A 19,026-nucleotide genomic window follows, 5' to 3' on the forward strand; every position below is an offset into this window, starting at 1 on the left:
TCCGCAAAACCCGCGAGAAACCCGGAACAAGTTGGAACAGCAGGTCACAGTGGCAACGAGGGACTGATCGAGGCTCACGGGCACCCTCCGCACCGCACCCGGTGGCGTCCGGTCAGCGGCGCCGGAGCCGGCGGACGCCCACGATCAGCAGCGCCACCGCCAGGGCCGCGCCGACCGCCACGGCGGCACGCTTGGCGACCGGTACCCCGGCGGTGCGCAGCAGATCCAGCGGCTCCGGCTCCGGCTCCGCGTACCGGGCCGCGTGCTCCTCGCGCACCTCCGTCCCGGCGCCCCCGGCGCCCACGGGCGGCGTCTCGGCGAGCCGCTGCGAAAGACAGTCGGCGAACTGCCCCACCAGCCGGTCCCCCACCTCCGCCAGCACCCCGCGTCCGAACTGCGCCGGACGGCCGGTCACCGTCAGATCGGTCCGCACCGCCACCGCCGTGCCGCCGTCACCCTCCTGAAGCGTGCCCGTGACGGTGGCCCGCGCCGTGCCCTGCCCGCGCGTCTCCCGGCCGCTGGCGACGAGGACCATCCGGTGCGCCGCCTCGTCCTGCTCCTCGAAGACCGCCGTCCCCTTGTACGTCACCGTGATCGGCCCCAGCCTGACCTTGACCGAACCGGTCACGGTCCTGCCGTCGTACTCCTGCACGGTGGCCCCCGGCAGGCACGGTGCCACGCGCTCGATGTCCAGGAGCGCCCGCCAGGCGTCGTCGACCGGCACGGGGACGGTGAACTCGTGGTTCAGTTCCATGACTTCTCCTCGTACTCAGGCGGAGCCGGTCGCGTGGATGGCTCCGGCGGTCGCGGTCAGGGGCGTACCGGTGCCGCCCCAGCGCAGCGCGACGATCTCGGCCGCGACGGACACGGCCACCTCCTCCGGCGTGCGGGCGCCGAGGTCGAGGCCCACCGGGGAGCGCAGCCGGGCGAGTTCGTCGTCCGTCAGGCCGGCGTCGATCAGCCGCTCCAGCCGGTCGTGGTGGGTACGGCGGCTCCCCATCGCGCCGATGTAGGCGGCGGGCCGGCGCAGCGCCTCCTCCAGCAGCGGCACGTCGAACTTCGGGTCGTGGGTCAGGACGCAGATCACCGTGCGCTCGTCGGTGTCCGTGCCGTGCAGATAGCGGTGCGGCCAGTCCACGACCACCTCCACGCCGTCCGGGAAGCGTTTCGGCGTGGCGAACACCGGGCGGGCGTCGCACACCGTGACGCGGTAGCCGAGGAAGGCGCCGATACGGGCCACCGCGGCCGCGTAGTCGATCGCGCCGAACACCAGCATCCGCGGCGGCGGGGCGAAGGAGTGCAGGAACACCGTGACGGCGTCCTCGCGGCGCTCGCCGCGCGCACCGTAGTGCCTGAGCCCGGTGGCGCCCAGGGCGAGTTCGCCGCGGGCGTCGGCGGTCACCGCCACGTCCAGGCCGGCCGCGCCCAGCGTGCCCGCCACCGTGCCGGGCCACACCGCGAGCGTCGCCCCGCGCGGGGCGGGTCCGTCCACCACGGTCGCCACGGTCACCGGGTCGCCCGAGGCGACGGACGCGGCGACCGCGCCGAAGGCCGGGTCGGACTCCTGGGTCACCTGCCTGACCAGCACGGAGATCTCACCACCGCAGGTGAGCCCCACCGCGAACGCGTCCTCGTCGCTGTAGCCGAACGTCGCCACCCGTGCCTCGCCGCCGGCCGCGACCTCCTGGGCCAGGTCGAACACCGCCCCCTCCACGCACCCGCCGGACACGCTCCCCACCACCTCGTCGTCCGGCCCCACGGCCATCGCCGCACCGGGGTCGCGCGGCGCGCTGCGACTGACCGTGACGACGGTGGCGAGGCCGAACGGCACCCGCGCCGCGTACCACCGCTCCAGTACCGGAAGAATGTCCCGCACGCTCAGCTCCTCTCCCACGACCCCGGCACCTGGCCGGCCGCGTCCGTGCCGGCGCCCTGCACCACCGCCGCCAGACGCTCCAGCGCGGCCAGGCTGTGACCCTCGACGAAGTCGTCCACGCTGGGCAGCGCCGCCGCCATGCCGGCGGCCAGCGGCGCGTAGCCCGGGCGCGCCTTGCGGGGGTTGGACCAGATCACCCGGTGCGCGAGCCGGTGCAGGCGCCGCATCTGGGCGGCGAGCAGGCGCGGGTCGCCGCGCTCCCATCCGTCGGACAGCAGTACCACGACGGCGCCGCGCGCCATGCCCCGCTGGCCCCAGCGGTCGAGGAACTCCCGCAGCAACTCACCCAGGCGGGTGCCGCCGCGCCAGTCCGGTACGGCCTCGGCGACCGCGGCCATGGCCAGGTCCGGGTCCCGGTGCGACAGCTCCCGGGTCACCCGGGTCAGCCGGGTGCCGATGGTGAACACCTCCGTGCGCCGCCCCCGGGCGGCGGCGTGCGCGAAGCGCAGGAGGGCGTCGGCGTAGGGCCCCATGGATCCGCTGACGTCGACCAGCAGCACCACCCGCCGCGGCCGCTCCTCGCGCGCGTGCCGCCGCAGCCGCGCCGGCTCGCCGCCCAGCCGGAGCAGTTCCCGCACGGTGCGGTGCGGGTCCACGTCCCCGCGCCGGGCCGGCCGTCGCCGCGCGGTGCGCCGCGGCTGCCCGCGCAGCGCGAACGCGGCGAGCAGCCGGCGCACCTGTGCGCGTTCCGCGGGGTCCAGCTCCGCCACGTCGCGGTGGCGCAGCACCTCGGCGGAGCCGGCGAGCGTTGCGGTGGGCGGCCCCTGCCGCTGCTCTCCGGGCGGGCCGGAGCGCGACCCGGCGGGCGCCTCCCGCAGGACCGGTCGCGGCCGGGGCGGGGGAGCGGTCCGGGCCGGGCGGGCCGGTGTCCCGTCGGTGCCGAAGTACGCGGCGAACACCCGCTCGTAGCGTTCCAGGTCGTCCCGGTCCCCGCACAGTGTCACCCGGCCCGCCCAGTACACGTCCGTCCGCAGCCCGGGGCGCAGGGCGTCCACCGCCCGCAGGAAGGCGTGCAGCCGTTCGGTGCCCGCCGCGACCCCGGCAGCCCGCAACGCCCGCGCGAACCCCAGCAACGCGGCATCGCCCTCCGGCCGACGCCCTTCACCATGCCTGCCGGTCCCGGTGTCCGTGCTGTGCCCTGCGCGGCGGCGGCCGTCGGTGCGGGTGTTGGGCCGGTGCTTCCGCGGGGCCGGCGCGTCGCTTCGGCTGCCGGGCCCGTCGGGACCGACGTCTTCGCCGCGCCCGCCCGCCCCGGTGTCCGTGCCGCGTCCCGCGGCGTCCGCTCCGTGTACCTCGCGGTGTCCTCGTCGTTCCCCGGCCACGGCGATCACGCTCCCCGTCCCGCGAGGACCGCGGCGAAGTCCAGGCCGCGGGCCCGGTCCGTGTCCTCGCGGTACTTCAGCACCGATCCCAGGGTGGCCACCGCCAGCTCCGCGTCCACCTCGTTCGCCCCGAGGGCGTCCAGGGCGCGCGCCCAGTCCAGGGTCTCGGCCACGCCCGGCGGCTTGAGCAGGTCCTCGGCGCGCAGGGCCTGCACCAGCGAGGTCACCTGCTCCGCGAGCCGCGCCGACACCTGCGGCAACCTGCGCCGGACGATGGCGAGTTCGCGGCCGAAGCCGGGATGGTCGAACCAGTGGTACAGGCACCGCCGCTTGAGCGCGTCGTGCACCTCGCGGGTGCGGTTGGAGGTCAGGACGACCACCGGCGGCACCTCGGCCCGCAGCGTGCCCAGCTCCGGAATCGTCACCTGGAACTCCGACAGCAGCTCCAGCAGGAACGCCTCGAACTCGTCGTCGGCCCGGTCGATCTCGTCGACCAGCAGCACCGACGGCTGGGTCTGCAGGGCCCGCAGCAGCGGCCGGGCGACCAGGAACCGCCGGTCGTACAGCTCGCGCTCCAGCCGCTCCGCGTCCCTGACCCCGGCGGCCTCGGCGGCCCGCAGATGCAGCAGCTGACGGGGGAAGTCCCAGTCGTACAGCGCCTGCGAGGCGTCGATCCCCTCGTGGCACTGGAGCCGGATCAGAGGCGCGTCGAGCGCCTCGGCGAGGGCGGAGGCGAGCGCCGTCTTGCCGACGCCCGCGTCGCCCTCGCAGAAGACCGGCCGGTGCAGCCGCAGCGCCAGGAAGCAGGCGATGGCGAGCCCGTCGTCGACGAGGTAGCCGGTCTCCTCCAGACGGGAGCGCACCTGCTCCGGGCTGTTGATGGAAGTGATCGGCGCTCACCCCATCCCGGCGGCGGCCAGGACCGCCCGCTTGGTCAGCACCCGCGCTAGGTGCGCCCGGTACTCGGGCGAGGCCGACGCGTCCCGCGAGGGCCGGGTGCCCTCGGCCGCGGACCGGGCCGCCCGCGCCACCGCGTCGGCGTCCCCGGCACCGGCCAGCGCCTCCTCCGCCGCGGCGGCCCGCAGCGGGGTCGCGCCCATGTTGGTCAGCCCGATCCGCGCCTGCGCGATGCGCCCGTCGTCGCGCCGCACCAGCGCCGCGACACCGACCATGGCCCAGGACTGCGCCACCCGGTGGAACTTCTCGTACCGGTAGCCCCAGCCCTCCCGCTTGGGCACCCGGACCTCCACCAGGAGCTCGTCGGGGGCCAGCGCGGTCTGCAGATAGTCGGCGAAGAACTCGCGCGCCGGGATCGCGCGCCGCCCGCCCGGCCCCTCGGCGACCAGTTCGGCGTCCAGCGCCAGCGCCACCGCGGGCAGGTCCCCGGCCGGGTCGGCGTGCGCGAGCGAGCCGCCGAGGGTGCCCCGGTGCCGTACGGCGGGATCCGCGACCGTCTCGGTGGCCTGGGCCAGCAGGCCCGCGTACCGCCGCACCAGCGGGTCGTGGACGACGTCGTGGTGCGTGGTCAGCGCGCCGATGGAGAGCGTGCCGCCGTCCTCACGGACCCCGCGCAGCCCGGGGATCCGTCCGATGTCGACGACGAGTTCGGGAAAGGCCAGCCGCAGCCTCAGCAGCGGCAGCAGGCTCTGCCCGCCGGCCAGCACCTTCGCGTCCTCGCCCGCGTCGGCGAGGGTGCGCACGGCCTCGTCGACGCTGGCCGGGCGGGCGTAGTCGAATGCGGGGGGAATCATGCCGAGGCCTCCTTCTGCGCAGACCGCGCCTGCGCCGACCGCACGGCCTCCCAGACCCGCTCGGGGGTGCACGGCATCCGTACGTCGTGCACGCCCAGCGGGCGCAGCGCGTCCACGATCGCGTTGACGACGGCGGGCGTCGAGGCGATCGTGCCCGCCTCGCCGACGCCCTTGGCCCCGAGCGGGTTGGAGACCGCGGGCGTCTCGGTCCGGTCGGTCACGAAGTCGGGGAGGTCCGCCGCCGACGGCACCAGGTAGTCGGCCATCGTGCCGGAGACCAGGTTGCCCTCCGCGTCGTACACGGCCTCCTCGTACAGAGCCTGCGCGATGCCCTGGGCCAGTCCGCCGTGCACCTGCCCCTCGACGATCACCGGGTTGATCACCCGGCCCACGTCGTCCACGCAGACGTAGGAGCGGATACGGGTCTGTCCGGTCTCGGTGTCGACCTCGACCGCGCACAGATGGGTGCCGTGCGGGTAGGAGAAGTTCTCCGGGTCGAGCAGGTACTCGGAGTTGAGGGTGGGTTCCATGCCGTCGGGCACGTCGTGCGAGGTGAACGTCTCGAAGGCGACCTCCTGGATGGTCCTGCGCGCCTCCGGCGAGCCCTTCACCGAGAACACGCCGCCCTTGAACTCCAGGTCGTCCTCGCTCGCCTCCAGCAGGTGCGCCGCGACCTTCCGCGCCTTGTCCACCACCTTCTCGGCGGCGCGGTGCACCGCCGACCCGCCCACGACCAGCGAGCGCGAGCCGTAGGTGTCCATGCCCTGCGGCGCCGCCAGGGTGTCGCCGTGCAGCACCTCGACGTCCTCGAACGGCACACCCAGCACGTCCGCGGCGATCTGGCTCCAGCAGGTCACGTGCCCCTGCCCGTGCGGGCTGGTACCGGTGACCACCTCGACCTTGCCGGTGGGCAGCATGCGGATGCTCGCCGCCTCCCAGCCGCCGGCCGAGTACCTCAGGTCCCGCAGCACCCGGCTCGGCGCCAGCCCGCACATCTCCGTGTACGTCGACACGCCGATGCCCAGGCGCACGCCGTCCCCGCGCTCGTTGCGCTTCTGCTGCTCGGCGCGCAGGTCGTCGTAGCCGAACAGGGCGAGCGCCTTCTCGGTCGCCGCCTCGTAGTCACCGCTGTCGTAGGTCAGGCCCGCGATGGAGACGTACGGGAACTCCTCGTGCCGGATCCAGTTCCGCCGCCGCACCTCCACCGGGTCGAGACCGACCTCTGCGGCGAGTTCGTCCATGGCCCGCTCGATGGCGTACGTGGCCTCCGGGCGCCCGGCGCCGCGGTAGGCGTCGGTCGGGGTGCGGGTGGTGAACACGCCGGTGCAGTTGAACTCGTAGGAGTCCATCTTGTAGATCCCCGGGTACATGAAGGCGCCCAGGATCGGGATGCCGGGAGTGACGAGCATCAGATAGGCGCCCATGTCGGCGATCAGGTCCACCTTGAGACCGAGCAGCCGGCCCTCGCGGGTCGCGGCGATCTCGATGTCCTGGATCATGCCGCGGCCGTGGTGGGTGGCCAGATAGCCCTCGGAGCGGGACTCGGTCCACTTCACCGGTCGACCCAGCCTGCGCGCGACCTCGACCGCGATGGCCTCCTCGCCGTACACCTGGAGCTTGGAGCCGAAGCCGCCGCCGACGTCGGGGGCGATCACCCGCAGCTTGTGCTCGGGCACGCCGGTGACCACCGAGAGCATGATCCGCAGGATGTGCGGGATCTGCGTCGCCGAGTACACCGTGAACTCCCCGGAGGCGGCCAGCGGGGTGACGACGACCGCGCGCGGCTCCATGGCGTTGGGGATGAGGCGCTGCTGCCGGTAGCGGCGGCGCAGGACGATGTCGGCGCGCTGCTCGACCGCCTCGAAGTCCTCGCCGGTCCTCAGCGGCCACACATAGGCGCGGTTGGTGCCCTTGCCGGCGTGGACCAGCGGGGCGTCCTCGGCGAGCGCCTCCTCCAGGTCCAGGACCGGCGGCAGGGGCTCGTAGTCGACCTCGATCGCCTCCAGCGCGTCGGCCGCCGCGTACCGGTCACGGGCCACCACGACCGCCACCGGGTCACCGGCGTGGCGCACCTCGTCGACCGCGACCGGCGGATGGTCCGGCAGCACCATGTCCTCGGTGACCGGCCAGGCGCAGGGCAGCGACCCCAGTGCCCCGGCGAGGTCGCGGCCGCTGAAGGCGGCGACGACGCCGGGGCGTTCGAGGGCGGGGGAGACGTCGATGTGTTCGATGCGGGCGTGCGCCATGGGGCTCCGCAGGATGGCCAGGTGCAGCAGTCCGGTGACGGTGATGTTGTCGGTCCAGTTGGTCTGTCCGGTGATCAGCCGCGCGTCCTCCTTGCGGAGCCGGGCCCTGCCCACCTCGCGATCGACGGCCTGGTCGGTCATGCCGTCACCTCCTGGGCGGACCCGGTCCGCTCGCCCGCGGCCGTCTTCCCCTCGGCGACGGCGAGCACCGCGCGGACGATGTTCTGGTAGCCGGTGCACCGGCACAGGTTGCCCTCCAGCGCCTTGCGCACCTCGTCGGAGCCGGGGTGCGGGTTCTCCCGCAGCAGATCGCGCGCGGCCATGATCATCCCGGGGGTGCAGTAGCCGCACTGCAGCGCGTGCCGCTCGTGGAACGCGCGCTGCAGCTCCGTCCACTCGCCGTCCCTGGCCAGTCCCTGCACCGTGGTCACCTCGCCGCCGTCCGCCTGGACGGCCAGCACCGTGCAGCTCTTGACGCTCGCGCCGTCCAACTCGACCGTGCAGGCTCCGCAGTTCGAGGTGTCGCAGCCGATCGGGGTACCGGTCAGTCCGAGGCGGTCACGCAGATAGTGGACCAGGAGCAGACGGGGTTCCACGTCGTCCTCGTAGGCCGTGCCGTCCACCGTGACCGAGATATGGGTCATGTTCCCTCCGGGGCCGTATGGGCGTGGGTGGGCGAAATATCGTCGACCGTGTGGTGTACGTCACTCTATGACCGTGTCAGAGCGGGGGCGAGTGGTGCGACAGGCGTCGTTGACCGTTAATCCATTGCCCCGGCGCTTCGGCTCTGCTGCACTGCACGTCACCACGTCGTCACCGAACGAGGAGCACCCATGCGCACAGCGTCCATGTCCACCCCGGAAGGAATCCCCGCCATCAAGAAGGACATGACGCCCAGTGCACTTGCTCAATCTCGGCATCCTCGCGCACGTCGACGCGGGTAAGACCAGTCTGACCGAACGGCTGCTGCACTCCGCGGGGGTGATCGACGCGCTCGGCAGCGTCGACGCCGGCAGTACGCGGACCGACACCCTCGCGCTGGAGCGGCAGCGCGGCATCACCATCAAGTCCGCCGTCGTCTCCTTCCCGGTCGACGACGTGACCGTCAACCTCATCGACACCCCCGGCCACCCCGACTTCATCGCCGAGGTGGAGCGGGTGCTGGGCGTGCTCGACGGCGCGGTGCTCGTGGTCTCCGCCGTCGAGGGCGTCCAGGCGCAGACGCGCGTCCTGATGCGCACCCTGCGGCGGCTGCGCATCCCGACCCTGCTCTTCGTCAACAAGATCGACCGGCGGGGCGCCCGGCAGGAGGAACTGCTGAGTGCCGTCGCCCGGCGGCTCACACCGGCCGTCGTGCCCATGGGGCGGGTGACGGGAATCGGCGCCCGCGAGGCCCGCTTCGTGCCCGGCCTCGGCCCGTCCGCGCCGGATGTCCTCGCCGAGCACGACGACGGCCTGCTGGCCGCGTACGTCGACGGCACCCTGCGCGCCGACCGCCTGCGCGCCGCCCTCGCCGCCCAGACCGGGCAGGCCCTCGTGCACCCGGTGTACTTCGGCTCCGCGATCACCGGTGCCGGGGTCGACGCGCTGATCGGCGGTGTCAAGGAACTGCTGCCCGCCGCGGGCGGCGACCCCGACGGGCCCGTCTCGGCCACCGTGTTCAAGGTCGAGCGGGGTCTCGCGGGGGAGAAGGTGGCGTACGCGCGGATGTTCTCCGGCACCCTCCGGGTACGCGACCGCGTCCCCTACGGCGACGCCCGCACGGAGGGCAGGGTCACCGCGATCGGCGTGTTCGACCACGGCACGGACGTCCGCGCCGACGCCGTGTCCGCGGGCCGCATCGCCAGACTGCGGGGCCTGGCCGACATCCGGATCGGCGACACGGTCGGCGAGCCCGGCAAGGCCTACGAGCACTTCTTCGCGCCGCCGACCCTGGAGACCGTCGTCGTACCGGGCCCCGGCGTGGGCGGCGGGACCCTGCACCTCGCACTCACCCGGCTGGCCGAACAGGACCCGCTGATCGGGCTCCGCCACGACGAGGCGCGGCAGGAGACCTCCGTGTCCCTGTACGGGGAGGTGCAGAAGGAGGTCCTCCAGGCCACGCTCGCCGACGAGTTCGGGCTGTGTGTCACCTTCCGGGAGACCACCCCGCTGTGCGTCGAGCGGCCGGTGGGCACGGGTGCGGCCGCGGAGTTCAACAAGAAGGACGGCAACCCCTTCCTGGCCACCGTCGGGCTGCGCGTCGACCCCGCGCCGGCCGGCTCCGGGGTGGACTTCCGTCTGGAGGTCGAGCTGGGCTCGATGCCGTACGCCTTCTTCAAGGCGGTGGAGGACACCGTGCGCGAGACCCTCGGGCAGGGGCTGCACGGCTGGCAGGTCACCGACTGCACGGTCACCCTGACCCACTGCGGCTACTCGCCCCGGCAGAGCCACGCCCACCAGGGCTTCGACAAGAGCATGTCCAGCACCGGGGCCGACTTCCGGGGCCTGACCCCGCTGGTGCTGATCGAGGCGCTGCGCCGTGCCGGCACGCTGGTCCACGAACCGGTGCACCGCTTCCGCGCCGAGGTCCCGGCGGACACGCTCGGCGCCATGCTGCCGGTGCTGTCCGCACTGCGAGCCGTGCCGCGGACGACCGTCACCCGCGGATCCGTGTGCCTCCTGGAGGGCGGCGTCCCGGCCGCCCGGGTGCACGCGCTGGAGCAGCGCCTGCCGGGGCTGACCCGCGGCGAGGGGGACCTGGAGAGCGCCTTCGACCACTACGCGCCGGTCACGGGCGACACGGTCCCCGAACGCCCACGCACCGACCACAACCCACTGGACCGCAAGCAGTACCTGCTCAACCTGACACAGCGGGTGGGACGATGACGGCCGCCCGCCCGCCGTCGCCCACGATCCTGCACCCACCCGCCGGGGTCCGGGACGCGGTGGGCGGCACGGTGGTGGCGGTTCGGGCGCGGGCGGAGAGGTGGCGCCCCGTGCCGCCGCGTCACGCCGCGGAGGCCGCCCGCAGCGCCGGCGGCCTTCGGCGCTGCCGGAGTACCCGCCGGGTCGCGACGTACCCCGGACGGGGCGGCCGCCTGCCGCCTGCCGCCGGGCGTCCGGGGAGCTCCGGGGCGGGTGGAGGGCGGCGGCCCCAGGCCCTGTCGTCACATTCCCGTCCGCCGTGCGACGCCTGGCACGCCCTCCGCCAAGCTCTTCGAGCAGGGGGACCCGGGGGACCCTCAGCCGCGTTGCCGAACCGCTGACGTGGCTCCGCCACGAGGGCGCTCCGGCGCCTTGCGATCGCACGCGCCGGACGCCGCGCGGCCCGCCCTCCGGGCGGACGACGGGAATGCGGCGACAGAACCTAACGGGCGAGTTGTTCGACCGCGTTCAGGACCGGTGCCAGGCCGTTCTCCTCGCGGATCCGGGCGCCCAGGGACCGTGCCCGTTCCCGGTGTCCGTGGCCACGGGTGGCGCGGACCAGGGCAGCGGCGAGGTTGTCCGCGGTGAGGCCACGCAGCGGAACCGAGCAGGGTGCCACGCCGAGGCCGACGAGACGATCGGCCCAGAAGCCCTCGTCGAACTGGACGGGCACGGGCACCGCGGGGACGCCCGCCCGCAGCCCGGCCGCGGTCGTGCCCGCCCCGGCGTGGTGCACCACGCCCGCCAGCCGCGGGAACAGGGCCGAGTGCGGGACCTCGCCGATGGTCAGCATGTCCTCGCCGGACGCCTCCAGCCCCGCCCAGCCCCGCTGGACCACACCGCGCAGTCCGGCCCGGCGCAGCGCGCGCACGATGGTGTCGCTGAGCCGCCCGGGGTCGGGCACGGTGGCGCTGCCCAGCCCCACGTAGACCGGCGGAGGACCAGCGTCGAGGAAGTCCCACAGGCCTTCGGGGAGTTGGGTGTAACGGTCGTACGGCCACCAGTACCCGCACACATGGAGCGCGCTGCGCCAGTCGCGGGGCCTGGGCACCACGAGCGGGCTGAAGCCGTGGTACACCGGCCCGCGCTGCCCCTGGCGGACGCGGCGGCCGGTGACCGCCCGGGCGGGCAGCCCCAGCCGGGTCCGCACGGCGGGTACGGCCGCCGAGAAGACCCGCTCCACGGCCAGGTCCACGCCGTGCCCGGCGAGGCGGTTCGCAGCTCCGCCCCAGTGTCCGCCGCCCAGCAGCGGAGGGGCGAACTCCCTTGTGGGGGAGAGGGGTTGCAGATGGGCGCCCACACTGGGCAGGTTCAGCGCCTCGGCGATGGCGTGCCCGACCGGCCCGAGCGAGCCTGCCAGCAGCAGCAGGTCGCTCTTCTCGGCCGCCGCGATCAGATCGTCCGTCATCCGGGCGATGGCCGCGCGCACCAGCCCCACGGCCCGCAGCATTTTGCCCGGGCCGGTGGCGCTGCGGTGGAGTCCCCGGCCGCGCGAGGACTCCAACTCGGCCCGCGGGTCCACCGGCAGCGGGTGGAAACCGAGGCCCGAGCCCGCGACCAGCGGTTCGAAGCATCCGTGCGTGACCAGGGTGACCTCATGACCCGCGAGAGCCAGGCCGTGCCCCAGTCCGGTGAAGGGGGCGACGTCGCCCCGGGATCCCGCCGTCATGATCGCTACGCGCACGACGGCCAGTATGGCCGCGCGGCCGCCCGCCACCGGTGAACGACCCGAGGGGTGTCGCACCCCTGCTCCGGTCCGGGTACGCCGGTCATACCCCGAGCTGCCGGGCGGCGGCCGTGACGGTCTGCTCCAGCAGCGTGGCGATCGTCATCGGGCCCACCCCACCGGGCACCGGAGTGATCAGTGAGGCCCGCTCCGCGGCGGAGTCGAAGTCGACGTCGCCGACGTTGCCCGGGTTGTAGCCCGCGTCGATCACCACGGCGCCGGGCTTGACGTCCTCGCCGCGGATGAGCCGGGGCCGGCCCACCGCGGCGACCACGACGTCCGCCTCGCGCACGGCGGCCGGCAGGTCCGCGGTCCGCGAGTGGCAGTACGTCACCGTCGCGTCCCGGGCGAGCAGCAGCATCCCCACGGGCTTGCCGAGGATCGCGCTGCGGCCCACCACGACGGCACGCCGGCCGCGCAGCTCGACGTCGTACGCGTCCAGCAGCCGCAGGATGCCGCCGGGCGTGCAGGACACGAACCCCGGCAGACCGAAGCTCATCGCGGCGAACGAGGCACAGGTGACCCCGTCGACGTCCTTCTCGGGCGCGATCGCCTCGAACGCGGCCCGCTCGTCGATGTGCTCGCCGACGGGGTGCTGGAGCAGGATGCCGTGCACGGCGGGATCCTTGGACAGCGACCGCAGCGTGTCGACCAGTTCCTCGGTGGTGGTCGCGGCCGGCAGTGCCACATGGCGGGAGTCGATACCGGCCTTGCGGCAGCGGTTCTGCTTCATCCGTACGTAGGTGACGGAGGCGGGGTCCTCACCGACCAGCACGGTCGCCAGACAGGGCGTCGTACCGGTGCGCTCGGTGAGTGCGGCGGCCTTCCGCGCGGTCTCCTCGACGACACGGCGGGCGAGCGCGGTGCCGTCCATCGGACGGGCCTGGGACATGGTCCACTCCTGGGCGTTCGGGGAATTGCCCAGGCGCGCGGCTCACGACTCTGCGTGGACCGCTCCCCGGTGGTGCTCCACCTCAGCGCCAGTCACGGCCCCGCCTCACCCTAACCGACACGGCCCGCCGCGGTCGAAGGCCGCGCACCGCCGTACGGCCCGGACGCGGCCGTGCCGCCCGCAGCAGCGAGCGGAGCGCCGCGGCGGACGCCGGGCGGGACACCGCGGTCGTGGGGCCCGGCAGGCGCGACCGGGCCGAGCGGGACCGGCCCAGGCCGGTGCCGGCCGAGAAGGTCCAGGTCAGACGGGAGCTGACCTGGAATCTCGCGGCTCTCCCGCCTATTCGTCCCATGCCTGGATCAGTATCTGCTCGGCGATCCTGCCGTCGCGCAGCGAGACCATGGACTCCGCGAGGACACGGCCGCCGTCCGCGTACTGGCAGGACTCCACGTACGCCGCATGGTCGCCCTGCACGACGCACTGCTCCAGCCGGTGCGTCATGTCGCGGCCGTAGACGTCCTGGAGCATGGTGCCGATCTCGTCCCGGCCGTGCAGGACCTTGGGGTTGCTGGGCTGGGTGTCGCGGTCGACGATGCGGATCTCCGCGTCGTCCGCGTAGAGCGACAGCAGCGTGTCCGCCGTGTCTCCTTCGATGCCGCGGCGCAGCGTGTCGGTGTCGAAGGCGGGGCTTGCCGAGGTGGACATGACGTGACCTCCTCCGAGGGCCGCGGCCCTTGCGGGTAGCGGGCCGCGGCGGGCCTCACAGTTCGAGACTCCTCCGCCCCGGCGGACGCGGCAAACGCGGTCCGGACGCTGAGCCCGACGGGTGAGCGCGGCCGCGGGCCCGTGTCCGGGCGGGCCCGGACGGCGTTGCCGAGGACATGGTCTGCACTCGACGCATCGTCGTCGCCGCCGGACTCGCCGTCTCGGTCGCGGGCCTGACCGCGCTGCCCGCGAGTGCCCCGTCCGCCGGCAGGTTCCAGCTCCCCGGCCTGCTCGACTCCTCCCCGGGACCGGCGTCCCGGCCGAACGCCGGGCCGAACCGCCCGCGGTCTCCGAACAGCTCTCCGGGGTCGACCGCGTACGCGATCTCGACCAGGCGGGCCGGCTGAACCAGGTCACCGGCCTGGTCCCGCCGGTCTTCGCGCCGGTGCACGCCATCCAGCACTGAGCTTTCGCCCCGCGGGACGGGCACCCGCACCCCGCCCGCCCCGTCCCCGCAGATCAGAGGCCCCCTCGGTGTCCCTTACCGATCAGTCGGACGTAGGGTCGGGGGACGTACACCGCTCGACGGAAGGGACCACCACCATGGCGCAGGAAGTGCGCGGCGTGATCGCACCCGGCAAGAACGAACCGGTGCGGGTCGAGACGATCGTCGTGCCGGATCCGGGGCCGGGAGAGGCCGTCGTGCGGATCCAGGCCTGCGGCGTCTGCCACACCGACCTGCACTACAAGCAGGGCGGAATCAACGACGAGTTCCCGTTCCTGCTCGGCCACGAGGCCGCGGGCGTCGTGGAGTCGGTCGGCGACGACGTCACCGACGTCGCGCCCGGGGACTTCGTCATCCTCAACTGGCGGGCCGTGTGCGGCAAGTGCCGTGCCTGTCTGCGCGGGCGGCCCTGGTACTGCTTCGACACCCACAACGCGCGGCAGCGGATGACCCTGACCGACGGCACCGAACTCTCCCCGGCGCTCGGGATCGGCGCGTTCGCCGAGAAGACCCTGGTGGCGGCCGGTCAGTGCACCAAGGTCGACCCGTCGGTCTCCCCGGCAGTGGCCGGGCTGCTGGGCTGCGGCGTGATGGCCGGCATCGGCGCGGCGATCAACACCGGCAACGTCGGCCGCGGCGACTCGGTCGCCGTCATCGGCTGCGGCGGTGTCGGCGACGCGGCGATCGCCGGTGCGTACCTGGCGGGCGCGGCGAAGGTCATCGCCGTCGACATCGACGACCGCAAGCTGGAGACCGCCCGCACCATGGGCGCCACGCACACGGTCAACTCCAAGGAGAACGACCCGGTCGAGGCCATCCGCGAGCTGACCGGCGGCTTCGGCGCCGACGTCGTCATCGAGGCGGTCGGCCGCCCCGAGACGTACCGGCAGGCCTTCTACGCCCGTGACCTGGCCGGCACGGTCGTCCTGGTCGGCGTGCCGACCCCGGAGATGAAGCTGGAACTGCCGCTGCTGGACGTCTTCGGACGCGGCGGGGCGCTGAAGTCGAGCTGGTACGGCGACTGCCTGCCCTCCCGGGACTTCCCGATGCTCATCGACCTGCACCTGCAAGGACGCCTGCCGCTGGACAAGTTCGTCACCGAGACCATCCAACTGGACGAGGTGGAGAAGGCGTTCGAGCGGATGCACCACGGCGACGTGCTGCGCTCGGTGGTGGTGCTCTGATGGCCGCCCGTATCGAACGCCTCGTCACCTCCGGGCAGTTCAAGCTTGACGGGGGCACCTGGGACGTCGACAACAATGTGTGGATCGTCGGCGACGACCATGAGGCCGTCGTCATCGACGCCGCCCACGACGCCGAGGCCATCGCCGCGGCGGTAGGCGACCGCCGGCTGACGGCCATCGTGTGCACCCACGCCCACAACGACCACGTCAACGCCGCCCCGGCGCTCGCCGACCTCACCGGCGCGACGATCTGGCTGCACGGCGACGACCTGCCGCTGTGGAAGATGACCCACCCGAACCGGGACCCCGACGAGCACCTGGTCGACGGCCAGGTCATCGAGGCGGCCGGCGCCGACCTGAAGGTCCTGCACACGCCCGGCCACGCCCCGGGCGCGATCTGCCTGTACGACCCCGGACTCGGCGTGGTCTTCACCGGCGACACGCTCTTCCAGGGCGGTCCCGGCGCCACCGGCCGCTCCTACTCCCACTTCCCGACGATCATCGACTCGATCCGCGACCGCCTGCTGACGCTGCCGCCCGAGACGAAGGTCCTCACCGGCCACGGCGACCCGACCACCATCGGCGCCGAGGCCCCGCACCTGGAGGAGTGGATCGCCCGCGGGCACTGACGCGGGAGAACCGGGCCGGGAGCCCGGGTGGCGGGCCGCACGAGACCGGAAGGCGCTCGTGCGGCCCGCCCGCGTTTCACCGTCTCCGCGCCGTTTCCCGCGCCGAAAGGCGACAGAAGGTGTCCGGTTTCCCCGGCACCCTCGATGACGGCATCGACGGAAGACGCATCGGGAGGTAGGACATGCCGGGCCCACTGGAAGGCAAGGTCGCGCTGGTCGCGGGGGCGACGCGGGGAGCGGGACGGGGAATCGCGGTGGAGCTCGGCGCGGCCGGCGCCACCGTCTACGTCACCGGACGCACCACCCGCGCCCGCCGCTCCGAGTACGACCGCCCCGAGACCATCGAGGACACCGCCGACCTGGTCACCGCGGCCGGCGGCCACGGCATCGCCGTACCGGCGGACCATCTGGAGCCCGGCCAGGTCCGCGCCCTCGTGGATCGCATCGCGCGCGAGCAGGACCGTCTCGACGTCCTCGTCAACGACATCTGGGGCGCGGAGCACCTCTTCGCGTGGGACACCCCGGTGTGGGAGCACGACCTCGACAAGGGGCTGCGGCTGCTCCGGCTCGCGGTGGAGACACACGCGATCACCAGCCATCACGCCCTGCCGCTGCTGCTGCGTCACCCCGGCGGCCTGGTGGTGGAGATGACCGACGGCACCGCCGAGTACAACCGGGACACCTACCGCGTCAACTTCTTCTACGACCTCGCCAAGGCGTCCGTCCTGCGCATGGCCTTCGCGCTCGGCCACGAACTCGGCCCGCGCGGCGCCACGGCGGTGGCCCTCACCCCCGGCTGGCTGCGCTCGGAGCTGATGCTCGACCACTTCGGGGTCCGGGAGGACAACTGGCGCGAAGCCCTGGACAGCGTCCCGCACTTCGCCATCTCCGAGACCCCGCGCTATGTGGGCCGCGCCGTGGCCGCCCTGGCCGCGGACCCGGACGCGGCCCGCTGGAACGGCCGTTCCCTCTCCAGCGGCGGTCTCGCCCAGGACTACGGCTTCACCGACCTGGACGGCAGCCGCCCCGACGCCTGGCGGTACCTCGTCGAGGTCCAGGACGCGGGCCTGCCCGCCGACCCGACCGGATACCGCTGACGGGGCGCCGCCCGACCACGGCATAGCATCTCCCGCCCCGCCGGCCACGACGCCGACGGGCGTGGGGAGTTGCGGGAGTCGCCGGAGCGAGGACATGCTGCGCGCCGACTGCCCGAGAGGCCCTTCGGGGAAGTAGGTTCGGCGCATGACGGACAGTGGGCGGTTCGGCGGACACGGGGTTCTCATCACCGGCGCGGGCCGGGGCATCGGCGCGGCCACCGCGCGCAGGCTGGCCGAGGAGGGGGCCGGGGTCCTGGTCACGGACCTGGACGGGGACGTGGCGGAGCACACGGCGGCGGCGCTGCGCGAGCGTGGACTCACGGCGCGGGCGCACGCGTTGGACGTCGCGGACCGGGACGCGGTCCAGGCGGCCGTGGACCTGGCCGTCCAGACCTTCGGATCCCTCGACGTCCTGGTCAACTGCGCGGCCCACTGCACGCCCGACACCCCGTTGTTCGAGGACGACCCGGAAGCGGTGTGGGCCCGCGACCTCGACATCACCCTGACCGGCGCCTACCGCTGCTGCCGCGCCGCCCTGCCCCACCTGGCGGCGGGCGGCAGGGGGGCGATCGTCGGCATCGGCTCGGTCAACGGCGTCCAGGACTTCGGCAACCACGGCTACAGCGCGGCGAAGGCGGGGCTGGCCTCGCTCACCCGCACCCTCGCCGGACACGCCGCCTCCCGCGGCGTCCGCGTCAACCTGGTGGTGCCGGGCACGGTCCGCACCTCGGCCTGGGAGGGACGGGAGGCCGAACTCGACCGGGTCCGCGGCCTGTACCCGCTCGGCCGGGTCGGCGAACCGGAGGACATCGCCGCCGCGGTGGCCTTCCTCGCCTCCCGCGACGCGGCCTGGATCACCGGCACCACTCTGACCGTCGACGGGGGCCTCACCGCGGTCAACACCGCTTTCCGCGCGGCGGTTCAGGAGGAGCGGGAGGAGGGGGACACCTGAGCGGACCGCCCGGCCCCGGCCTCGACCGCCGGGCGCGTGTCACCGTTTCGTCTCGGCACGCGCCGCTTCGCAACCGATGTGCCCCGCCATGGGTCTAGGTGTCGGGAAGTACCGGAACGCACCTAGGGGGCAAGGCCGTTATGAGGGACATCGGCAGGCGGGGAGCGGTCGTACTGGGCGTCACGGGGCTGGTGGCGCCGCTCACGCTCGCGCTCGGTACTGCACCGGCGCAGGCGGCGAGTTGCACGACGCAGGCGGGGCCGTACCAGAAGAAGGTGGAGAAGTTTCTCGGGCGGCCGGTGGACGGGCGGCAGTCGGCCGCCGACTGCAAGGCCATCCGGGCCTTCCAGAACAAGCACGGCATCACGCCGAACATCGGCTACGCGGGTTCCGTCACCTGGGGCGTGATGAACCTCATGAACAAGCAGAAGGCCGTCGGCAAGAAGCCCAACAAGAGCGGCAAGTGCCCGGTCAACAAAGGCCGCATCGCCTGCGTCGACCTCACCCTCCAGCTCAGCTGGATCCAGGACGGCAGCCGGCTCGTCTACGGGCCGGTGCCGGTGCGCACGGGACGCAAGGGGTACACGACCCGCACCGGCCTGAAGAAGATCTACTGGCGGGACATCGACCACGTCTCGACCCTGTACAACGTGCCGATGCCCTACAGTCAGTTCTTCGACGGCGGTCAGGCCTTCCACTCCGTCGGCCTGAGCATGTGGAACCCGCCGGGTTCGCACGGCTGCGTCAACATGACGACGAAGGACGCCAAGAAATACTGGTCGCTGCTGAAGAAGGGCGACGACGTGTTCGTCTACGGGCGCAAGCCGGGCACCTGACGGCACGGGCGGGCCGACGCCGCGACCCGTCGGCCGAGTGTGAACTCACGCCGGTGACCTGCCGAATTGACGTGATGAGCAACACGGTCCGATATGTCCGTATCGCTCGTACTTATTCACAGCGCCTTCACGTCGGGCGGCATATGCTTCACGGCATGTCCACCAGTGTTGAACCCGTCTCCGAGCGATCGGCCGCGGAGGTCAACGAGGAGATCCGGGCGCTGTGGCGCAGGTCGGGCGGGATTCTGACCACCGAGCAGCGCGAGGAGTACCAGCGCCTGGTGATGGAGTGGGCCGCGGCCGCCCCGCACGCCGACAGGGCGGCCTGAACCGGCTCC

At 73.5% G+C, this 19,026-nt stretch carries 18 protein-coding genes and 1 riboswitch; of the genes, 8 read left to right on the forward strand and 10 right to left on the reverse strand.

What is annotated here, in order from left to right; all coding sequences use genetic code 11:
- Positions 1 to 112: 112 nt before the first annotated feature.
- The 7 genes from ACWC91_RS16900 to ACWC91_RS16930 all read right to left on the reverse strand — a co-directional run bounded on the left by ACWC91_RS16900 (position 113) and on the right by ACWC91_RS16930 (position 7,899).
- Positions 113 to 754 (reverse strand): SRPBCC family protein, encoded by a 642-nt coding sequence (locus ACWC91_RS16900; protein ID WP_225076623.1) that lies wholly within the window; start codon positions 752 to 754, stop codon positions 113 to 115.
- A gap of 15 nt (positions 755 to 769) precedes the next feature.
- Positions 770 to 1,876 (reverse strand): XdhC family protein, encoded by a 1,107-nt coding sequence (locus ACWC91_RS16905; RefSeq protein WP_225076622.1) that lies wholly within the window; start codon positions 1,874 to 1,876, stop codon positions 770 to 772.
- Positions 1,877 to 1,878: 2 nt separating this feature from the next.
- The gene (locus ACWC91_RS16910) at positions 1,879 to 3,009 is read right to left on the reverse strand and encodes a vWA domain-containing protein (RefSeq protein ID WP_450725944.1); all 1,131 of its coding nucleotides are present in this window, start codon (positions 3,007 to 3,009) and stop codon (positions 1,879 to 1,881) included.
- A gap of 254 nt (positions 3,010 to 3,263) precedes the next feature.
- Positions 3,264 to 4,148 (reverse strand): AAA family ATPase, encoded by an 885-nt coding sequence (locus tag ACWC91_RS16915; protein ID WP_376500466.1) that lies wholly within the window; start codon positions 4,146 to 4,148, stop codon positions 3,264 to 3,266.
- Positions 4,149 to 4,154: 6 nt separating this feature from the next.
- Entirely contained in the window at positions 4,155 to 5,009 is an 855-nt protein-coding gene (locus tag ACWC91_RS16920; RefSeq protein WP_225076620.1) for an FAD binding domain-containing protein, read from the reverse strand.
- Positions 5,006 to 7,396 (reverse strand): xanthine dehydrogenase family protein molybdopterin-binding subunit, encoded by a 2,391-nt coding sequence (locus ACWC91_RS16925; RefSeq protein WP_225076619.1) that lies wholly within the window; start codon positions 7,394 to 7,396, stop codon positions 5,006 to 5,008. The genes ACWC91_RS16920 and ACWC91_RS16925 overlap by 4 nt, the downstream gene beginning before the upstream one ends.
- On the reverse strand, positions 7,393 to 7,899 hold the full coding sequence (locus ACWC91_RS16930) for a (2Fe-2S)-binding protein (protein ID WP_225076618.1): 507 nt from the start codon (positions 7,897 to 7,899) through the stop codon (positions 7,393 to 7,395). Before ACWC91_RS16930 ends, ACWC91_RS16925 begins: the two co-directional genes overlap by 4 nt.
- Positions 7,900 to 8,152: 253 nt before the next feature.
- On the opposite strand from ACWC91_RS16930, the gene ACWC91_RS16935 reads away from it, so the two are divergent.
- Entirely contained in the window at positions 8,153 to 10,123 is a 1,971-nt protein-coding gene (locus ACWC91_RS16935) for a GTP-binding protein (RefSeq protein WP_450643541.1), read from the forward strand.
- A gap of 481 nt (positions 10,124 to 10,604) precedes the next feature.
- Here the strand turns inward: ACWC91_RS16935 and ACWC91_RS16940 are convergent, their stop codons facing one another.
- From ACWC91_RS16940 to ACWC91_RS16950, 3 genes are all read right to left on the reverse strand, one after another.
- Positions 10,605 to 11,831 (reverse strand): glycosyltransferase, encoded by a 1,227-nt coding sequence (locus tag ACWC91_RS16940; protein WP_225076851.1) that lies wholly within the window; start codon positions 11,829 to 11,831, stop codon positions 10,605 to 10,607.
- 100 nt (positions 11,832 to 11,931) lie between these two features.
- Positions 11,932 to 12,780, reverse strand: a complete 849-nt coding sequence (locus ACWC91_RS16945; protein ID WP_225076616.1) for a bifunctional 5,10-methylenetetrahydrofolate dehydrogenase/5,10-methenyltetrahydrofolate cyclohydrolase — start codon at positions 12,778 to 12,780, stop codon at positions 11,932 to 11,934.
- Positions 12,781 to 12,800: 20 nt separating this feature from the next.
- A riboswitch (ZMP/ZTP riboswitch) is annotated at positions 12,801 to 12,886 on the reverse strand.
- Between the two features lie 233 nt (positions 12,887 to 13,119).
- Complete coding sequence (locus tag ACWC91_RS16950; RefSeq protein WP_225076615.1) at positions 13,120 to 13,485, reverse strand: nuclear transport factor 2 family protein; 366 nt, start codon at positions 13,483 to 13,485, stop codon at positions 13,120 to 13,122.
- A 176-nt stretch (positions 13,486 to 13,661) separates the two neighbouring features.
- On the opposite strand from ACWC91_RS16950, the gene ACWC91_RS16955 reads away from it, so the two are divergent.
- The 7 genes from ACWC91_RS16955 to ACWC91_RS16985 all read left to right on the forward strand — a co-directional run bounded on the left by ACWC91_RS16955 (position 13,662) and on the right by ACWC91_RS16985 (position 19,017).
- Positions 13,662 to 13,892, forward strand: coding sequence for a hypothetical protein (locus tag ACWC91_RS16955; RefSeq protein ID WP_281157175.1), 231 nt, complete (start codon positions 13,662 to 13,664; stop codon positions 13,890 to 13,892).
- Between the two features lie 196 nt (positions 13,893 to 14,088).
- Positions 14,089 to 15,174: an S-(hydroxymethyl)mycothiol dehydrogenase gene (locus ACWC91_RS16960; protein WP_225076613.1), complete on the forward strand. Its 1,086-nt coding sequence runs from the start codon at positions 14,089 to 14,091 to the stop codon at positions 15,172 to 15,174.
- The gene (locus ACWC91_RS16965; protein WP_376500419.1) at positions 15,174 to 15,803 is read left to right on the forward strand and encodes an MBL fold metallo-hydrolase; all 630 of its coding nucleotides are present in this window, start codon (positions 15,174 to 15,176) and stop codon (positions 15,801 to 15,803) included. The genes ACWC91_RS16960 and ACWC91_RS16965 overlap by 1 nt, the downstream gene beginning before the upstream one ends.
- A 182-nt stretch (positions 15,804 to 15,985) precedes the next feature.
- Positions 15,986 to 16,900 carry an SDR family oxidoreductase gene (locus ACWC91_RS16970; RefSeq protein WP_450643540.1) on the forward strand — a complete coding sequence of 305 codons (915 nt, stop codon included), beginning with the start codon at positions 15,986 to 15,988 and terminating at the stop codon, positions 16,898 to 16,900.
- 145 nt (positions 16,901 to 17,045) lie between these two features.
- Entirely contained in the window at positions 17,046 to 17,852 is an 807-nt protein-coding gene (locus ACWC91_RS16975) for an SDR family NAD(P)-dependent oxidoreductase (protein WP_450643539.1), read from the forward strand.
- Between the two features lie 140 nt (positions 17,853 to 17,992).
- Entirely contained in the window at positions 17,993 to 18,688 is a 696-nt protein-coding gene (locus ACWC91_RS16980) for a L,D-transpeptidase family protein (protein WP_225076609.1), read from the forward strand.
- Positions 18,689 to 18,831: 143 nt separating this feature from the next.
- A complete protein-coding gene (locus ACWC91_RS16985) occupies positions 18,832 to 19,017 on the forward strand; it encodes a hypothetical protein (RefSeq protein WP_225076608.1) in 186 nt (61 codons plus the stop codon).
- Positions 19,018 to 19,026 lie beyond the last annotated feature (9 nt).

Source organism: Streptomyces sp. NPDC001204 (assembly GCF_053598035.1).

Coding starts and splice junctions, on each gene's coding strand:
- ACWC91_RS16900 (WP_225076623.1), bottom strand. CDS start 754: ATGGAACTGAACCACGAGTTCACCGTCCCCGTGCCGGTCGACGACGCC.
- ACWC91_RS16950 (WP_225076615.1), bottom strand. CDS start 13,485: ATGTCCACCTCGGCAAGCCCCGCCTTCGACACCGACACGCTGCGCCGC.
- ACWC91_RS16975 (WP_450643539.1), top strand. CDS start 17,046: ATGACGGACAGTGGGCGGTTCGGCGGACACGGGGTTCTCATCACCGGC.
- ACWC91_RS16930 (WP_225076618.1), bottom strand. CDS start 7,899: ATGACCCATATCTCGGTCACGGTGGACGGCACGGCCTACGAGGACGAC.
- ACWC91_RS16945 (WP_225076616.1), bottom strand. CDS start 12,780: ATGTCCCAGGCCCGTCCGATGGACGGCACCGCGCTCGCCCGCCGTGTC.
- ACWC91_RS16980 (WP_225076609.1), top strand. CDS start 17,993: ATGAGGGACATCGGCAGGCGGGGAGCGGTCGTACTGGGCGTCACGGGG.
- ACWC91_RS16960 (WP_225076613.1), top strand. CDS start 14,089: ATGGCGCAGGAAGTGCGCGGCGTGATCGCACCCGGCAAGAACGAACCG.
- ACWC91_RS16920 (WP_225076620.1), bottom strand. CDS start 5,009: ATGATTCCCCCCGCATTCGACTACGCCCGCCCGGCCAGCGTCGACGAG.
- ACWC91_RS16955 (WP_281157175.1), top strand. CDS start 13,662: ATGGTCTGCACTCGACGCATCGTCGTCGCCGCCGGACTCGCCGTCTCG.
- ACWC91_RS16985 (WP_225076608.1), top strand. CDS start 18,832: ATGCTTCACGGCATGTCCACCAGTGTTGAACCCGTCTCCGAGCGATCG.
- ACWC91_RS16965 (WP_376500419.1), top strand. CDS start 15,174: ATGGCCGCCCGTATCGAACGCCTCGTCACCTCCGGGCAGTTCAAGCTT.
- ACWC91_RS16940 (WP_225076851.1), bottom strand. CDS start 11,831: ATGACGGCGGGATCCCGGGGCGACGTCGCCCCCTTCACCGGACTGGGG.
- ACWC91_RS16970 (WP_450643540.1), top strand. CDS start 15,986: ATGCCGGGCCCACTGGAAGGCAAGGTCGCGCTGGTCGCGGGGGCGACG.
- ACWC91_RS16925 (WP_225076619.1), bottom strand. CDS start 7,396: ATGACCGACCAGGCCGTCGATCGCGAGGTGGGCAGGGCCCGGCTCCGC.